At 62.3% G+C, this 15606-nt stretch carries 13 protein-coding genes; 7 read left to right on the forward strand and 6 right to left on the reverse strand.

Annotated features, from left to right (window positions below):
* Positions 1-113 precede the first annotated feature (113 nt).
* Complete coding sequence (locus tag LQK81_RS09220; RefSeq protein WP_230805555.1) at positions 114-737, forward strand: invasion associated locus B family protein; 624 nt, start codon at positions 114-116, stop codon at positions 735-737.
* A gap of 98 nt (positions 738-835) precedes the next feature.
* Here the strand turns inward: LQK81_RS09220 and hspQ are convergent, their stop codons facing one another.
* The 3 genes from hspQ to LQK81_RS09235 form a co-directional block, all read right to left on the reverse strand.
* Positions 836-1171, reverse strand: a complete 336-nt coding sequence (gene hspQ, locus LQK81_RS09225; RefSeq protein ID WP_183797719.1) for a heat shock protein HspQ — start codon at positions 1169-1171, stop codon at positions 836-838.
* A gap of 177 nt (positions 1172-1348) precedes the next feature.
* Positions 1349-2758: a type I glutamate--ammonia ligase gene (glnA, locus tag LQK81_RS09230; protein WP_230805558.1), complete on the reverse strand. Its 1410-nt coding sequence runs from the start codon at positions 2756-2758 to the stop codon at positions 1349-1351.
* Positions 2759-2818: 60 nt separating this feature from the next.
* A complete protein-coding gene (locus LQK81_RS09235) occupies positions 2819-3157 on the reverse strand; it encodes a P-II family nitrogen regulator (protein ID WP_003508042.1) in 339 nt (112 codons plus the stop codon).
* Between the two features lie 362 nt (positions 3158-3519).
* Between LQK81_RS09235 and LQK81_RS09240 the strand changes: the two genes are divergently transcribed.
* Both LQK81_RS09240 and LQK81_RS09245 read left to right on the forward strand, forming a co-directional pair.
* Positions 3520-5001 (forward strand): NAD(P)H-hydrate dehydratase, encoded by a 1482-nt coding sequence (locus LQK81_RS09240; protein WP_230805560.1) that lies wholly within the window; start codon positions 3520-3522, stop codon positions 4999-5001.
* A gap of 127 nt (positions 5002-5128) precedes the next feature.
* Entirely contained in the window at positions 5129-6019 is an 891-nt protein-coding gene (locus tag LQK81_RS09245) for an EamA family transporter (protein WP_230805562.1), read from the forward strand.
* Positions 6020-6148: 129 nt separating this feature from the next.
* On the opposite strand, the gene LQK81_RS09250 is transcribed toward LQK81_RS09245, so the two are convergent.
* Both LQK81_RS09250 and uvrA read right to left on the reverse strand, forming a co-directional pair.
* Entirely contained in the window at positions 6149-6961 is an 813-nt protein-coding gene (locus LQK81_RS09250; protein WP_230805564.1) for a DUF72 domain-containing protein, read from the reverse strand.
* Positions 6962-7105: 144 nt separating this feature from the next.
* Complete coding sequence (gene uvrA, locus LQK81_RS09255; RefSeq protein ID WP_230805566.1) at positions 7106-10024, reverse strand: excinuclease ABC subunit UvrA; 2919 nt, start codon at positions 10022-10024, stop codon at positions 7106-7108.
* A 314-nt stretch (positions 10025-10338) separates the two neighbouring features.
* Here uvrA and LQK81_RS09260 point away from each other — a divergent pair, with 314 nt between their 5' ends.
* Positions 10339-10854, forward strand: a complete 516-nt coding sequence (locus tag LQK81_RS09260) for a single-stranded DNA-binding protein (RefSeq protein WP_230805568.1) — start codon at positions 10339-10341, stop codon at positions 10852-10854.
* A gap of 200 nt (positions 10855-11054) precedes the next feature.
* Here the strand turns inward: LQK81_RS09260 and LQK81_RS09265 are convergent, their stop codons facing one another.
* Positions 11055-12119 carry a CAP domain-containing protein gene (locus LQK81_RS09265; protein WP_230805570.1) on the reverse strand — a complete coding sequence of 355 codons (1065 nt, stop codon included), beginning with the start codon at positions 12117-12119 and terminating at the stop codon, positions 11055-11057.
* A 637-nt stretch (positions 12120-12756) separates the two neighbouring features.
* On the opposite strand from LQK81_RS09265, the gene LQK81_RS09270 reads away from it, so the two are divergent.
* The 3 genes from LQK81_RS09270 (at position 12757) to LQK81_RS09280 (ending at position 15248) form a co-directional block, all read left to right on the forward strand.
* Positions 12757-12924 (forward strand): hypothetical protein, encoded by a 168-nt coding sequence (locus LQK81_RS09270; protein ID WP_230805572.1) that lies wholly within the window; start codon positions 12757-12759, stop codon positions 12922-12924.
* Positions 12925-13465: 541 nt separating this feature from the next.
* A complete protein-coding gene (locus LQK81_RS09275; RefSeq protein WP_230805574.1) occupies positions 13466-14050 on the forward strand; it encodes a hypothetical protein in 585 nt (194 codons plus the stop codon).
* 187 nt (positions 14051-14237) lie between these two features.
* Positions 14238-15248 carry an HNH endonuclease gene (locus LQK81_RS09280; protein ID WP_230805576.1) on the forward strand — a complete coding sequence of 337 codons (1011 nt, stop codon included), beginning with the start codon at positions 14238-14240 and terminating at the stop codon, positions 15246-15248.
* The last annotated feature ends 358 nt before the right edge of the window (positions 15249-15606 follow it).

Below are 15606 nucleotides of genomic sequence, written 5' to 3' on the forward strand. Positions count from 1 at the left end.
TGAAAAGCGGGTCATGCAAATGCCTCAATTCGCCGACAGAGAGCGCTGAGCTGACCGAAATACCTTAGGGGCGAACAGCGCTCGGCATCGGATCTCAGGAGACGGAACTCGTTATGATCACCAAATCGACCTTCACCAAGCAGGCCGCAGTTTCGGCGTTCGCAGCGTCGCTCGTCGCAGCAGCCCTGCCGTCGGCCGCCTCGGCCCAGCAGACGCAAGCGCCGCAGGGCTGGTTCAAGGTCTGCACCAAGCAGGAAGACAACGATGTCTGCATCGTGCAGAACCTGCTCACCGCCGGTGGTGGCCAGCTGCTGACGGCTGTCGGCCTGATCACGGTCGAGGGCAAGGTCAACCGCAAGATCCTGCAGGTTTCGGTTCCGAGCGCCCGTCTCGTCCCGCCCGGCATCTCGATGCAGATCGACGGCGGCAAGGCGCAGAAGCTCGACTACGCCATCTGCATGCCCGACAAGTGCGTCGCCGAAGCGCCGCTTTCGGACCAGATGCTGGCCAGCCTGAAGAAGGGCGGCGAGGTGGTCTTCACCTCCGTCAACTTCCAACGCTCGCCAAACCCGATCAAGATGTCGCTGTCCGGTTTCACCGGTGCCTATGACGGCGAACCGATCGAGCAGTCCAAGCTCGAGGAGCGCCAGCGCCTGCTGCAGGAAGAAATGCAGAAGAAGGCCGACGAGGCCCGCAAGAAGCTCGAAGACGCCCAGAAGGCCGCCAAGAGCCAGTAACCGGCATCATCCGCACCACATGCATGAAAAACCCGGCCGATGGCCGGGTTTTTTGTGTGCTTCATTCCTGCGTGTTCGCCGTTTGCGGCGGCTCGCCGTCAGTGGACGATGCCGGCGTCCACCTTCCAGTGATAGGTGCCGCCGTCGTCCGGCGCCATGAGCGCGCGGACCTGCGGATGGCGGACCGGCATGCCGCTGTCGTCGGGCACGAGGTTCTGTTCCGAAACGTAGGCGACGTATTCGGTTTCGGCGTTTTCCGCGAACAGGTGGTAGAAGGGCTGGTCCTTCGAGGGGCGGATCTCCGCCGGTATGGCGTCCCACCATTCGTCCGTGTTTGCGAACTCCGGATCAACGTCGAAGACCACGCCGCGGAACGGGTAGATCCGATGGCGGACCACATCTCCGATACCGTATTTGGCTGTTCTTACTTTCATGTATGGCCTTCCTTTCACTGTATATCTGGGAAGGAATGCGGAAAACTCAAGGTTTCACGCCCTGGGGCCGCGAGCCCCGCCTACACTTCTGCGCGACATGCTCTAGCAAAAAGCCCGGCCTTGGGGCCGGGCTTCTCGGGTTTCGGCTTCCGCACTGATGGGCGGAAGCGCTCGGCATCAGGCCGAGTAGTACATGTCGAACTCGACCGGGTGCGGGGTCATTTCGAAGCGCATGACTTCCGCCATCTTGAGTTCGATGTAGGCGTCGATCTGGTCGTCGTCGAAGACGCCGCCGGCGGTCAGGAACTTGCGGTCCTTGTCCAGGCTTTCCAGGGCTTCGCGCAGCGAGCCGCAGACGGTCGGGATCTTCTTGAGCTCCTTCGGCGGCAGGTCGTACAGGTCCTTGTCCATGGCCTTGCCCGGATGGATCTTGTTCTTGATGCCGTCGAGGCCGGCCATCAGCATGGCGGCGAAGCCGAGGTAGGGGTTCGCCAGCGGGTCGGGGAAGCGGACTTCGACGCGCTTGGACTTCGGACCGGTGCCGAACGGAATGCGGCACGAGGCCGAACGGTTGCGGGCCGAGTAGGCGAGCAGAACCGGAGCTTCATAGCCCGGGACGAGACGCTTGTAGGAGTTCGTCGTCGGGTTGGTGAAGGCGTTGATCGCCTTGGCATGCTTGATGATGCCGCCGATGTAGTAGAGGCACGATTCGGACAGGCCGGCATATTCGTCACCGGCGAAGGTCGGCTTGCCGTCCTTCCAGATCGACTGGTGCACGTGCATGCCCGAACCGTTGTCGCCGAAGATCGGCTTCGGCATGAAGGTTGCCGTCTTGCCGTAGGCGTTGGCGACCTGGTGGACGACGTACTTGTAGATCTGGATCTTGTCGGCGTTGCGCACCAGCGTGTCGAACTTGACGCCAAGCTCGTGCTGGGCGGCAGCCACTTCGTGGTGCTGCTTCTCGACGACGACGCCCATTTCGGCCAGAACCGTCAGCATCTCGGAGCGCATGTCCTGGCAGCTGTCGACCGGCGGGACCGGGAAGTAGCCGCCCTTGACGCGCGGACGGTGGCCGAGGTTGCCGGTGTCGTAGTCGGTGTCGTCGTTGGACGGCAGTTCGGAACTGTCGAGCTTGAAGCCGGTGTTGTACGGGTCGGCCTTGTACTTGACGTCGTCGAAGACGAAGAATTCCGGTTCCGGGCCGACGAAGACGGTGTCGCCGATGCCCGACGACTTCAGGTAGGCTTCGGCCTTCTTGGCGATGCCGCGCGGGTCGCGGTTATAGGCTTCGCCGGAGATCGGGTCCAGGATGTCGCAGAAGACGACCATGGTGGACTGGGCGAAGAAGGGGTCCATGTGGACGGTCGCCGGATCGGGCATCAGCACCATGTCCGACTCGTTGATGGCCTTCCAGCCGGCGATCGAGGAACCGTCGAACATGACGCCGTCGGCGAACATGTCTTCGTCGACGCAGGAAACGTCCATCGTCACGTGCTGCAGCTTGCCCTTCGGATCGGTGAAGCGCAGGTCCACGAACTTGACGTCGTTCTCCTTGATTTGCTTCAGAATGTCTTTGGCAGTCGTCATGTTTTGAAAGTCCCTATGTAGTGGAGGGGTGGAAAGCCCGTGCCGGACGGCCAGGCGGGATTAGATCGCGTCGACGCCGGTCTCGCCGGTGCGGATGCGGATGACTTCTTCGATATTGGAAACGAAGATCTTGCCGTCGCCGATGCGGCCGGTCTGGGCGGCGTTGCGGATCGCCTCGATGACGGCCTCCGCGTTCTCGTCCGCGAGCACGACCTCGACCTTGACCTTCGGCAGGAAGTCGACGACGTATTCGGCACCGCGATACAGTTCCGTATGGCCCTTCTGGCGCCCGAAGCCCTTCGCTTCCGTGACTGTGATGCCCTGCAGACCGACTTCCTGAAGCGCTTCCTTCACTTCGTCGAGTTTGAACGGCTTTATGATCGCTTCGATCTTTTTCATGAGAAAATGTCTCTCCGCTTCTCCCATTTGCGCAGGAATTCGCTTCCCGCCGCCTTCATCAATGCATTTTGCATGCCAACCATTGCATTTCTCGTGCCAGTTTCGCTCGTTCGGGACGATTTGCCCTCTCTTTCGGTGACGTGTCCGTGAAAGGTCCGGCGGTTGCCGGGCTGCGCGATCCCGATCTGCCTAAAAATTATGTCGCAGGCACCAATCGGGACGCACGATTCCGGCAATCGGCCGCGGATTTTCAGAAGAGCACGGAATTTAAGCATGAAAGACGTGCATATGCATAAATAAGGTGCATTTCTGCCGGGAAAAATTGCCGTTGGCAGGATCCGGCGTTGGAGGCATTGTGAGGCATGCACAGCGAACTGGAGACAATCGTCGTCACGCCTGAGGAAATGGCCGGCATCGACCGCGCCGCCATCGCTTCCGGCATCGACGGCTACGGACTGATGGAGAAGGCCGGGCAGGCGGTCGCCGCCGCAGCACTTCGGCTTTTTCCCGGTGGCCGGCGCTTCGTCGTGCTTGCCGGTCCGGGCAACAATGGCGGCGACGGCTACGTGGCCGGGCGCGCGCTGTCCGATGCCGGTTGCCCGGTCGAGCTCTACGGGATCGGCGCGCCGGCCGCGGGCAGTGACGCCGACCGTGCCCGGCAACGCTATGCCGGCCCGACGCTGGCGCTTGGCGACTACGCGCCATCCTCCGGGGACGTCGTGATCGACGCGCTGTTCGGGGCGGGGCTGTCGCGCGATCTGGACGCAGCGGTCTGCGCACTGATCGGCCGGGTCAACAGCCTTGCCGTACCCGTCGTCGCGGTCGACCTGCCGAGCGGTGTCGACGGCCGCACGGGCCAGGTCCGCGGCGCGGCGTTCCAGGCACGGCACACGGTGACCTTCATGTGCCGCAAGCCGGGGCACCTGCTGATGCCGGGGCGGGCGCTCTGCGGCGATGTCGAGGTGTACGACATCGGCATTCCGGGGCGGATCGTCTCGGCTGCTTCGCATCACCTGCGGGTGAACGGGACGGCGATCTGGCGCATGAGCCTGCCGCTGGCGGATCCGTCTGCACACAAATATGGCCACGGCCATCTGGCGGTCTTCTCCGGCGGGCGGCTTTCGACCGGCGCCGCCCGGCTGTCGGCCGCAGCGGGATTGCACGCCGGGGCGGGGCTGGCAACGCTGCTGTCGCCCGGGTCGGCGGCGGCCGTCAATGCGGCGCAGCTTTCGGCCGTCATGCTGCGGCAGGTCGACGACGTCGCCGGCCTCGAGGCGCTGATTACCGATCCGCGCCTTTCGGCCTTCGTGCTGGGTCCGGCCTTCGGCGATCTCGAAAGGGCGCGCGCCTATGTGGCCGCGCTGCGCGGCCGTCCGCTGGTGCTGGATGCCGATGGCATCACCGCCTTCCGCGACCGACCGGAAGCGCTTTTCGAGATCCATGCCGATGGCGAGGGTCCTCTCGTGCTGACTCCGCATGACGGCGAGTTCGCAAGGCTCTTTCCCGATCTTGCCGCCGATGCCGGCCTGTCCAAGGTGGAGCGCGCCCGCAAGGCCGCCGCACGTAGTGGCGCAGCGGTCGTGCTGAAGGGAGCCGACACCGTGATCGCCGCGCCGGACGGACGGGCGCTGATCAACACCAACGCGCCGCCATGGCTCGCCACCGCCGGGTCGGGCGACGTGCTGGCCGGCATCATCGGGGCTCATCTGGCGCAGGGCATGCCGGCCTTCGAGGCGGCGGCGGCCGGCGTCTGGCGTCATGGCGAGGCGGGCTGCCGCGCCGGCCCCGGCGCAACCGCCGAGAATCTCGTCACCGTGCTGAAGGGCTCCGATCAAACCAGATGACATTGACGGCCGGCCGTGAGCCGGTTGTACCCGGGACATCGCTCAGTGGCATGCTTCTCGCCGGATGCATATCCGTGCAGGTTGGTATAAAGCTCCGTGGATTGAAGTGCAGAGAGAAGACGTATCCATGGGCCTGATCGATATCGCCCTGCTGGTGCTGGTGGCGGCGCTGTGGGGGTTCAACTTCGTCGTCATCAAGATCGGTATCGCCAATTTCCCGCCGATCCTGTTCTCGGCGCTGCGGTTTCTGTTCGCCGCCCTGCCGCTCGTCTTCTTCCTGCCGCGCCCGGCCGTGCCGTGGCGGCTGATCCTCGGCATGGGGCTGGTGCTGGGCGTGGTGAAGTTCAGCCTGCTGTTCATTGCGATGGATGTCGGGCTGTCGGCGGGGCTGGCCTCGCTGCTCTTGCAGGCGCAGGCCTTCTTCACCGTCATCCTCGCCGCGATCGTGTTCGGCGACCGGCCGCGGCCGGTGCAGGTCACAGGCATCCTCGCCGCCCTCGCCGGGATGACGGTGATCGCCTCGACGGTCGACGGCGGCTTCACCTATGCCGGGCTGGCGCTGGCGCTCGGCGCCGCGCTCGCCTGGGCGGTATCCAACATGATGATGAAGAAGGTCGGCAGCGTCGACATGCTGGCGCTGATGGTATGGGTCAGCCTCGTGCCGCCGATCCCGCTGATGCTCATATCGCTTGCCACAGAGGGGCTGGACCGCGACCTCGCGGCGCTGGCGGCGCTCTCGTGGGAAGGGCTCGGCGCCGTCGCCTACATCGCCTACGTCGCGACGATCTTCGGTTTCGGGGTCTGGGGCTACATGATCCGCAAGCACGGGCTGTCCTCGGTGGCGCCGTTCTCACTGCTGGTGCCGGTGTTCGGGATGAGTTCCTCGGCGCTGGTCTTCGGCGAGAGCTTCGGGCCGGTCCGCCTCGGCGGCGCAGCCCTCGTCGTCTGCGGCCTGGTGTTCACCGCGCTCGGGCCGCGCCTGCTCGACAGGATGCGCCGCCCGGCATCGGCCTCGTAGGACAGGGCCGTTCTCTATCCAAACGCTGGATCCGGCCGCGTGGGCACGCAAGAAGGCGTCGCACCGCAGGGCTGGCGGCGCCAGAGGCTTCCGCCGGCCGGATCTGCGCCAACCCGGCCGAACCCGCCGTCAACCCATGGGCTGCGTGCGCTTCTGCAGTTCGCGCGCGCCGTTCGGTGCATTGACCTTGCCGGAGGTGATGAAGAAGGCGAACACGTCGCGCGGCTGGCGCGCCGGCACGTTGCCGGGATCGACGAGGGGAAGGTCGCCCGGCTGCCCGCCGGCGGCCCATTCACCCAGGCGCCCGGCCCATTCGCCAAGTGCCGTGGCGGGGTAGCACGTGGCGATGTCGTCGGAGCCGCGCTGCAGCCGCGCATAGACGAAGTCCGCGGTGACGTCGGCGAATTCCGGATAGTCGTCGTGATGGGCATAGACGATCGCCGCCTTGTGCTTTCGGGCGAGGGCGACGAATTCCGGCACCATGAAGCTCGGGTTGCGAACCTCGAGCGCATGGCGAAGGGGCAGGCCGTCCTGCTTTTCCGGCAGCAATTCGAGAAAGGCCTCGAAATCGTCCGGTTCGAACTTCTTCGTGGGCGCGAACTGCCAGAGGATCGGGCCGAGATGCGGGCCGAGCTCGGTCAGGCCCTGCGTCAGGAAGCGTTCGATCGACTCGCCGGCTTCCGCCAGCACCTTGCGGTTCGTCGTAAAGCGGCTGGCCTTCAGGGAAAAGACGAAATCGTCCGGCACCTCCGAGGCCCACTTGGCGAAGGTCTCGGGCTTCTGCGAACCGTAATAGGTGCCGTTGACCTCGATCGCCGTGAGTTCGCGGCTGGCGAACTCCAGTTGCCGCTTCTTGGCGAGCTTCTCCGGATAGAACGTCCCCTCCCAGGGCTCGAACGTCCAGCCGCCTATGCCAGTGCGGATGGTGCCGGTCTTGGACATGGCGTATCTCCCGAGGAACGTTGGTGGAACGGATTGGACCGGCTGGTCAGGCCGGCATGAGGAAGGATAGGTCATGGGCATGCACGGCGATGGCCACGCGGCGCATGAAGAAGAGATCGTGTTGCCCGATCAGGATCATTGCTCCTACTCCGCCGCCGCCTTCTTCATCGGGCGCCGTTCCAGGAGTTCGTGCAGGAACCGGCCGGTATAGGAGCGCTCGACCTTGACGACATCTTCCGGCGTGCCCGTGGCGATGACCTCGCCGCCGCCGTCGCCGCCTTCGGGGCCGAAGTCGATGACCCAGTCGGCGGTCTTGATGACCTCGAGATTGTGCTCGATCACGACAACCGAATTGCCCTGGTTGACCAGTTCGTGCAGCACTTCCAGGAGTTTTGCGACGTCGTGGAAGTGCAGCCCCGTCGTCGGTTCGTCGAGGATATAGAGCGTGCGTCCGGTGGAGCGCTTCGACAGTTCCTTGGCGAGCTTGACACGCTGCGCCTCGCCGCCCGACAGCGTGTTCGCCTGCTGGCCGACCTTGATGTAGCCGAGGCCGACCTCGTTCAGCGTCTTCAGCTTGTCGCGCACGGCGGGGACGGCGGCGAAGAACTCCACGCCTTCCTCCACCGTCATGTCGAGCACGTCGGCAATCGACTTGCCCTTGAAGGTGACGTCGAGGGTCTCGCGGTTGTAGCGCTTGCCGTGGCAGACGTCGCAGGTGACGTAGACGTCGGGAAGGAAGTGCATCTCGATCTTGATGACGCCGTCGCCCTGGCAGGCCTCGCAGCGACCGCCCTTGACGTTGAAGGAGAAGCGGCCCGGCTGGTAGCCGCGCGCCTTCGCCTCCGGCAGTCCCGCGAACCAGTCGCGGATCGGCGTGAAGGCGCCGGTGTAGGTGGCCGGGTTGGAGCGCGGCGTGCGGCCGATCGGCGACTGGTCGATGTCGATCACCTTGTCGATGAACTCGAAGCCGTCGATGCGATCGTGCTCGGCCGGGATCTCGCGCGCGCCCATGATGCGGCGCGCGGCGGACTTGTAGAGCGTCTCGATCAGGAAGGTCGACTTGCCGCCGCCGGAGACGCCGGTCACCGCGGTGAAGACCCCGAGCGGGATCGAGGCGGTGACGTTCTTCAGGTTGTTGGCGCGGGCGCCGACGACCGTGATCTCCTTCTTTTTCTTCGGCTTGCGGCGCTCGGCGGGGACGGCGACGGCAAGCTCGCCGGAAAGGTATCTGCCGGTGAGCGACTTCGGGTTCGCCATGACCTCCGCGGGCGAGCCTTGCGCGATCACCTCGCCGCCATGGATGCCGGCGGCCGGGCCGATGTCGACGACGTAGTCGGCCGTCAGGATCGCGTCCTCGTCATGCTCGACGACGATCACCGTGTTGCCGATGTCGCGCAGGTGGCGCAGCGTGTCGAGCAGGCGGGCATTGTCGCGCTGGTGCAGGCCGATCGAGGGCTCGTCCAGCACATAGAGCACGCCGGTCAGGCCCGAGCCGATCTGCGAGGCGAGCCGGATGCGCTGGCTCTCACCGCCGGACAGCGTGCCGGAATTGCGCGACAGGCTCAGATATTCGAGGCCGACGTCGTTGAGGAAGCGCAGGCGCTCGCGGATCTCCTTGAAGATCCGCACCGCGATCTCGTTCTGCTTGGCGTTCATGTGGGCGGGCAGGGCGTCGAACCAGTCGCGCGCGACGCGGATCGACATGTTCGTCACCTCGCCGATGTGCAGGCCATGGATCTTCACCGCCAGCGCCTCGGGCTTCAGGCGGAAGCCGTTGCAGGCCGGGCAGGGGGCGGCGGACATGAAGCGCTCGATGTCCTCGCGCGCCCAGGCCGAGTCCGTCTCCTTCCAGCGGCGTTCGAGGTTCGGCACGATGCCCTCGAAGGTCTTGGTGGTCTTGTAGGAGCGGGCGCCGTCCTGGTAGTGGAACTCGATCTTCTCGCCGGTGCCGTAGAGGATCGCCTTCTGGCCCGCTTCCGGCAGGTCCGACCAGCGGTTGGAGAGCTTGAAGCCGTAGGCCGTGCCCAGCGCTTCCAGCGTCTGGTTGTAATAGGGTGACGACGACTTGGCCCAGGGCGCAATGGCACCGTCGCGCAGGGTCCGCTGCGGCTCGGGCACGATCAGGTCGGGGTCGATCTTCTGCTGGCTGCCGAGGCCGTCGCAGGTCGGGCAGGCGCCGAAGGGATTGTTGAAGGAGAACAGCCGCGGCTCGATCTCCGGAATAGTGAAGCCGGAGACGGGGCAGGCGAACTTCTCCGAGAACATCACCCGCTCGTGCGTCTCGTTCAGCGACTTGTTGGCCGAGCCGCCGGCGGCCGTGTCCTCGGGCGGCAGCGGCCTGTCGGCGAATTCGGCGATCGCCAGCCCGTCGGCGAGCTTGAGGCACGTCTCGAGGCTGTCGGCCAGCCGGGCGGCGAGATCGGGGCGCACGACGACACGGTCGACCACCACGTCGATGTCGTGCTTGTATTTCTTGTCCAGGGCCGGCACGTCGGCGATCTCGTAGAATTGGCCGTCCACCTTGACGCGCTGGAAGCCCTTCTTCATCAGTTCGGCGAGTTCCTTCTTGTACTCGCCCTTCCGGCCGCGCACGATCGGCGCCAGGATATAGAGGCGCGTGCCTTCGCCGAAATCGATGACGCGATCGACCATCTGGCTGACCGTCTGGCTCTCGATCGGCAGGCCGGTCGCCGGCGAGTAGGGGACGCCGACGCGGGCGAACAGCAGGCGCATGTAGTCGTAAATCTCGGTCACGGTGCCGACCGTCGAGCGCGGGTTCTTCGAGGTGGTCTTCTGCTCGATCGAGATCGCCGGCGAGAGCCCGTCGATCTGGTCGACGTCGGGCTTCTGCATCATCTCCAGGAACTGGCGCGCATAGGCCGACAGGCTCTCCACGTAGCGTCGCTGGCCCTCGGCATAGATGGTGTCGAAGGCGAGCGACGACTTGCCGGAGCCGGACAGGCCGGTCATGACGATCAGCTTGTTGCGCGGCAGGTCGAGGTCGATGCCCTTGAGGTTATGCTCGCGCGCGCCGCGGATGGAAATGGTCTTCAGTTCGCTCATGTGTCCAGCGCCAGTCGTCGGGTCTCGGAATGAAAGTGGCTTTTACGTCAGCGCACCCTATGTAGGGACTGGAGCGTGGCTGTCCATGTGCGTTGCGACGAAACCCTGCCTCTTTCCGATTCGGTTGACAAGATGTTTGCGACTAACTAGAACAAAAAAAGAACAAAATATATCGAAATCGGTTCGCGGCAATCTGATCTGTGGATTACCCCGGCCGCGGGGCGGCGCACGGCGGCTTCGACGTTTAAGATGCGCGGATCGAAATTTCAGGCAGCCGGGCCAAGCGCCCGGCGCGGCAACAGGGACGAAAGCGGATGGCAGGCAGCGTCAACAAGGTAATCCTGATCGGGAACGTCGGCGCGGATCCGGAGATCCGCCGCACCCAGGACGGCCGTCCGATCGCAAACCTGCGCATCGCGACGTCGGAAAGCTGGCGCGACCGCAATTCCGGCGAGCGCCGGGAGAAGACCGAATGGCACACGGTCGTCGTCTTCAACGAGGGCCTGTGCAAGGTCGTCGAGCAATATGTGAAGAAGGGCGCAAAGCTCTACATCGAGGGCGCTCTGCAGACGCGCAAGTGGCAGGACCAGAACGGCAACGACCGCTATTCGACCGAGGTCGTGCTGCAGGGCTTCAACTCGACGCTGACCATGCTCGACGGACGCGGCGAGGGCGGCGGCGACCGTCGCGGCGGCTCCGACTTCGGCGGCGGCGGTGGCAACGCGCCGAGCTACGACGATTACGGCTCCCAGCCGTCTTCCGGTTCGTCGTCGAACCGCGGTGGCTCCCAGTCGTTCTCGCGCGACATGGACGACGACATTCCGTTCTGAGATTCGTCAGCGTAACGCAGATGAACGACGTGGCTTGAGGCAAGGCGGGGGCGAACCCCGCCTTTGACATTTCGGCGGAGGCGACCGCGATCTCGTCGGACGCGACCGACTGGCGAACAGGCGCACCGCCGGATCAGGCCGCGGACGTGGCGGATTCCCGCATCGACGGGAACCCGCGATTTCCGGCCAGCGGATGAACCTCAGCTCATGAGATCCGGGTTCACGTGGCCGGGGCCCGCCGCCATCTGAGCGACGATCTTCGCCAGCGCGTCGTGCGCGGCATCGGCAACATCCGCCGACAGATGGAATTCGGCAGGGCGGTGCGTGAGCCTGGAGGCGTCAGCATCACGAAGTCCGAGGTTCGCCACCATTCCCTCGAGCAGATGGACGATGTCGTCGGTGTTTCCGACGGCAGGCTCCGTCGAGGCATGAAAATGCAACTGATCGGCGTCGGAGGCGGGATGGTCGCCATTCCTGATCGCCGGGGCCTTTGCGTCGTCGCCGGCCGTAGCCTGGTCGTCCGGTGCGGCCTTCGCACTCAGCGCTCCCGATTTCATGACCGGGTCGACAAGGTCCTTCTTCACGTTTTTCGTGCCGATGGTCACCTTCTGCGTGGAGGTGGCGATGCTGGTGCCGGAAAAGGTGACGGTATAGGTGCCGGGCTTCAGCGCGAGGTCGTAGCCGCCGGCGGCGGATGTCGTGGTCTTGAAGAGCTGGCCCGCTGAATTCTTGGCCGTGACCGCAATGCTGCCCAGACCCTCGCCGACATCGTAGATGCGATCGCCGTCGCGATCGTCGAAAGCAACCCCGGTCAGGAAGAGGTCCGAGCCGGTCTTTGCGAAATCCTGCGTGACGAAGGCGCTGCTGCGGCCGCGATAGTCGCCGACCTCGACGCCGAGGCCCACCTCGCGGAAGTTCGGATTGAGAAGGTTGGCGCGGTGGCCCGCCGAGTTCATCAGGTTGGTGTGCAGAAGCTTGACTTCATCCTGATAGTCGGACGGGGCACGGGTCGTCGCCCAGGCGATGTTCTCGCCGGTGGCCCAGGATCCCTGCAGGACATAGCCCGCCTCCTTCATGCGTTGCGTCGAACTGGTGCCCCCGGAGCCGGTATGCGAGAAGACGTCGGCAGCGAGCATCCACTTGCTGTGCCCTTGGGCGGCCTCGCTGAGATCGTTGTCGAAGGCCAGGGGCTGTGCACCCGTCTTTGCCCGCTCCGCATTGATCAGTTCCAGCATATATTGTTCATTCGCACTGTGCTTCGGCATTCGGCATATCTCCCCGAAAGTCATTCATCGTCATTCGTATGCCCCGCCCGACCGCTCCATAGGAACGAACTGTGTCCAAGGTGCGGAGCAAGATTGACCAACTTGGGGATTCGCACAGGTATCTCCGGATATCCCATAGCGATCTATCTAAGGTGGCGGAATCATTTCAATGATGCTTAGTGATTGCTGCCGCCTTTGCACGATAAACTTGTAAAGAAGGACGGCGACAGTCCGCCGGATACAAGGAGGCGAGTGGAGACGGAACGAAGGGACGATGCACAGACCGGCCACGGCCAGCGGCGCATGGGGGACTGCTCGATCTCCTTTGCGAGGACTCTGGACTGCGGATCCTATGCGTGCCGTACGGCAGCCGGCCCAGACCTTTCGCGATCGGACAAATCGGGGAGGGGATGTTGGAGATAATGTATATATTTTAAAGCTTTATGAGCCTCGCCAGATACGTCTGGACTCAGGTCGATTGTTATGATTCACAGATTCCGCTCGGCGCGCCAGTGAAATCTGGACTCCGTGCCGCATACCTTCGGACTCGAAGGTCCGATCACCTCATACGTCTGGACTCCTTTGCGGCCGATAGAACTATCGGTTATCGTCAACCGATCGTCGTAGAGGAAATGGAATGGATCAGGACACTTTCCGTGAACGCTTGGATGCGGTGGAGGCTTGGTTTCTGTCTCACTTGAAACCGATCCTCTATGCCCTCTTCGTTGTGGTCATAGTGCTCTCCTGCATGTCGATCCATTCAGCATTCATGAATTACATGCGTGATATCGGCCTCACCGGCTGACGACACCTTCTGGTCGTCTAGGCTGAATAAATGCGTCGAGCCGCTGTGTTCCGTAACGCCACCGAACACACCTCCAAGTACCCCCGGGATATTAGGTAAAGTCGCCAAGACGAAGCTGAGAATATCTTCCGGTTCGTCTACGAATCGCCGGGTCTCACGCGACCTCTATGACCGACGATCTCTCCTGCGAGCAATCCTGCCGCTTATCCAAGGAGGGCCATATGCGCCATCGTGACAACACGCCTACCCTGTCTACCGTCGATCTGGTGATCGTTCTTTCGAGTTTTGCGACGCTTACCGACTTCTGCCTCAGGTGGATCGTCGGGTAACTACACGTCCCCTCAACCCCTATCGATTCCACCGGCGAATTCCTCGAAAGCCCTAAAAACAAGGGTTTTCGAGGCTGCGCTGAATCTTGCAGATCAGTTTGGCATGCTTGGTATGACCTCTGTGCGGAGTACGGAGGCGTAAACCTGTTGCGTCGTTTCTCCAATGAGAATGGGTTCGAACGGCGCAAACTCAAACAGATAAAGGAACAGAAATGACATTAAAAACTCACATCGCCGACCTTCTAGGAAAGATCGCGCCACGACCGATGCCTTCGAGCGAAACGTCGGCGGGGTCAATGGGGAGGTCGGGTGGGGCAGCATCCTTCCAGAGAGTGGAAGCTCGACCCGAGGGCTGGACAGGCAAGCCGTTCCGTTGGCGCGCTCATGACCTGAAGTTTGCTTTCCACCTTGATGACGGCACCCCTGTGCTTTGGCAAGACTGCATCAAACCACAGGCATACAGAGGAGGATTTAGGGACAACTTTCAAACTCGAGTCCTCGTGCATCCATCAGATGCCATAGGGTGGTTGATACTCGAAACCCTTACGACGGAGTACGGAGGAATCCATGGCGATCAAGTCGGGGAGTATCGTTTGCGCCGCGCTACACCGGAAGAATGTCGACCTTATTTCCATGCGGATGATACCAGCTTAGAATACCGCCGGATCGAAAGCATTCGGGAGCGCCTAAAGAGACACTTCGATAAAACTGGACGAATGAAAGACGCAATGCTCGAAACACTCGCCCGCGAACAGTGGGCCGGACGCATCATCAATGATGCTCGTCGGTCTACCTGATTTCATCGACATGAGACACAGACAAGGCGTTGGAGCGGGTGAAGGTCCAACGCCTTGTGATCTGTCTGGGAACGTAGCTCTTCATGCGACAGTTCGCGATGGAATGAACACGCGTTGACAACTCCCGAAACCCAAGCAACCATTATCGTTATCTTATATTGCCCGTAATGGATGAGGTCGATTTTTGGTGAAACGGCGCGCAAGTAAGTTGGAGGTGCCGCCCCTATGCATCTACTGCTCGGAAAGTAACCCTGAATTTTTCCAAGGGGTTGAACACGTTGTTCCGCAGGCTTTCGGGAAATTTTCTGACCAAACACCAACTCTCGTTGGTGCTGTCTGCGACGATTGCAACAAGCATTTCGCAAATAATGGAGACCTGCTGCTCGGACGCGGCTCAATCCATGGGGTTCGACGGTTGCGTTATGGTCAAACCACTACGAGAAAGTATCCAGATCGACGCCTCCACACTGTCTTTCCAGATGATCCCGCGCTCGGGCCACTGAGGGGAGCTCTTGCCTCGCTCAGGATGATTGACCGCGTCATTGAGCCGCCTGCATTACAGCTGAGGATTCTCAACCTTCAAACTGGGCGCACGGAGTTTTACCTCCGCCATGATTTGGATAAATTGCACTACGATCCAACGATATACGGCGTTCCAGCGGGCGATGAGCCAGCAACGATGCAGGTTCGGATCGATTTTGCGAACTCACGGGAAGAACTTGAGGACTTTACAGAGTTGGTACGCTTACGCGGTGTGCCGTATAGGTCGGGGCCAATCGAGAGTTATAAGGTCGGCCCTGCGCCCTATGTCGACGTAGAACATGAAGAAACTATCGACGACGCCTACCTTCAGGCACTCGCCAAAATCTTGGTGAACTTCGCTGCCAAGTACCTATCTGTTCAAGAGGTATTGCAACAGCGCTGGTCGGCAGCACGTGACTTCGTTAGATGGGGAAAGGGGGAATTGAGTTTTCGACTTGTAGAATCTCGGGAATGCAACATTCCAGGCAGGGAGCCTCGTTGGCCTGGCATCATCATTTCGCTTTGGAATGACCCCAAGGGAGTGATTGGGTCCATCAAGTTCTACGATGGTGCCCAGTATGACCTTCTCCTGATCGTCGGCCAGAGCTTGCGTGATGACCAGTTGATAACCTACGAGTTTATTGATGGACGCCTCCCTATTAACCTTGCCGAGTAGTGTCTAGCTCAATTCTGATTCGCCTAAACCCCGTCGATGAAGATGAGATCAGTTGTGCTGATTGTCTCCCTTTCAGGACGTCTAGCAGCACATCCCCCTGTTTCTGACCCATCCGTTTGGCGTAGGAAAACAGCGTGATACCCTCGGCGTCCCCACCTTCCTGCGCCATTGCCAACACGCGCTCTACCAAGGCTGTCACGTCGCTCCGCAGATAGCGGACGGCAGGCGATCCAGGAATGAGATGCTGTAACGGGGCCTGCGCCGTGCACGACCAGCCCGAGCATCTTGCAATTGCTCATGGCAAGCTGTCGCTGTTCCCGTATCAGTCTCAATCGGAGGAATACGGGATGAAGCTGTT

This window comes from Rhizobium sp. GN54, from assembly GCF_021026345.1.
In the GTDB taxonomy this organism is placed as follows: Bacteria; Pseudomonadota; Alphaproteobacteria; order Rhizobiales; family Rhizobiaceae; genus Mycoplana.

Excerpts from the sequence above, each read along its gene's own strand:
- hspQ (WP_183797719.1), bottom strand. The coding sequence starts at position 1,171 with ATGAAAGTAAGAACAGCCAAATACGGTATCGGAGATGTGGTCCGCCAT.
- LQK81_RS09250 (WP_230805564.1), bottom strand. The coding sequence starts at position 6,961 with ATGTCCAAGACCGGCACCATCCGCACTGGCATAGGCGGCTGGACGTTC.
- LQK81_RS09270 (WP_230805572.1), top strand. The coding sequence starts at position 12,757 with ATGGATCAGGACACTTTCCGTGAACGCTTGGATGCGGTGGAGGCTTGG.
- LQK81_RS09265 (WP_230805570.1), bottom strand. The coding sequence starts at position 12,119 with ATGCCGAAGCACAGTGCGAATGAACAATATATGCTGGAACTGATCAAT.
- LQK81_RS09220 (WP_230805555.1), top strand. The coding sequence starts at position 114 with ATGATCACCAAATCGACCTTCACCAAGCAGGCCGCAGTTTCGGCGTTC.
- uvrA (WP_230805566.1), bottom strand. The coding sequence starts at position 10,024 with ATGAGCGAACTGAAGACCATTTCCATCCGCGGCGCGCGCGAGCATAAC.
- glnA (WP_230805558.1), bottom strand. The coding sequence starts at position 2,758 with ATGACGACTGCCAAAGACATTCTGAAGCAAATCAAGGAGAACGACGTC.
- LQK81_RS09235 (WP_003508042.1), bottom strand. The coding sequence starts at position 3,157 with ATGAAAAAGATCGAAGCGATCATAAAGCCGTTCAAACTCGACGAAGTG.
- LQK81_RS09275 (WP_230805574.1), top strand. The coding sequence starts at position 13,466 with ATGACATTAAAAACTCACATCGCCGACCTTCTAGGAAAGATCGCGCCA.
- LQK81_RS09245 (WP_230805562.1), top strand. The coding sequence starts at position 5,129 with ATGGGCCTGATCGATATCGCCCTGCTGGTGCTGGTGGCGGCGCTGTGG.
- LQK81_RS09260 (WP_230805568.1), top strand. The coding sequence starts at position 10,339 with ATGGCAGGCAGCGTCAACAAGGTAATCCTGATCGGGAACGTCGGCGCG.
- LQK81_RS09240 (WP_230805560.1), top strand. The coding sequence starts at position 3,520 with ATGCACAGCGAACTGGAGACAATCGTCGTCACGCCTGAGGAAATGGCC.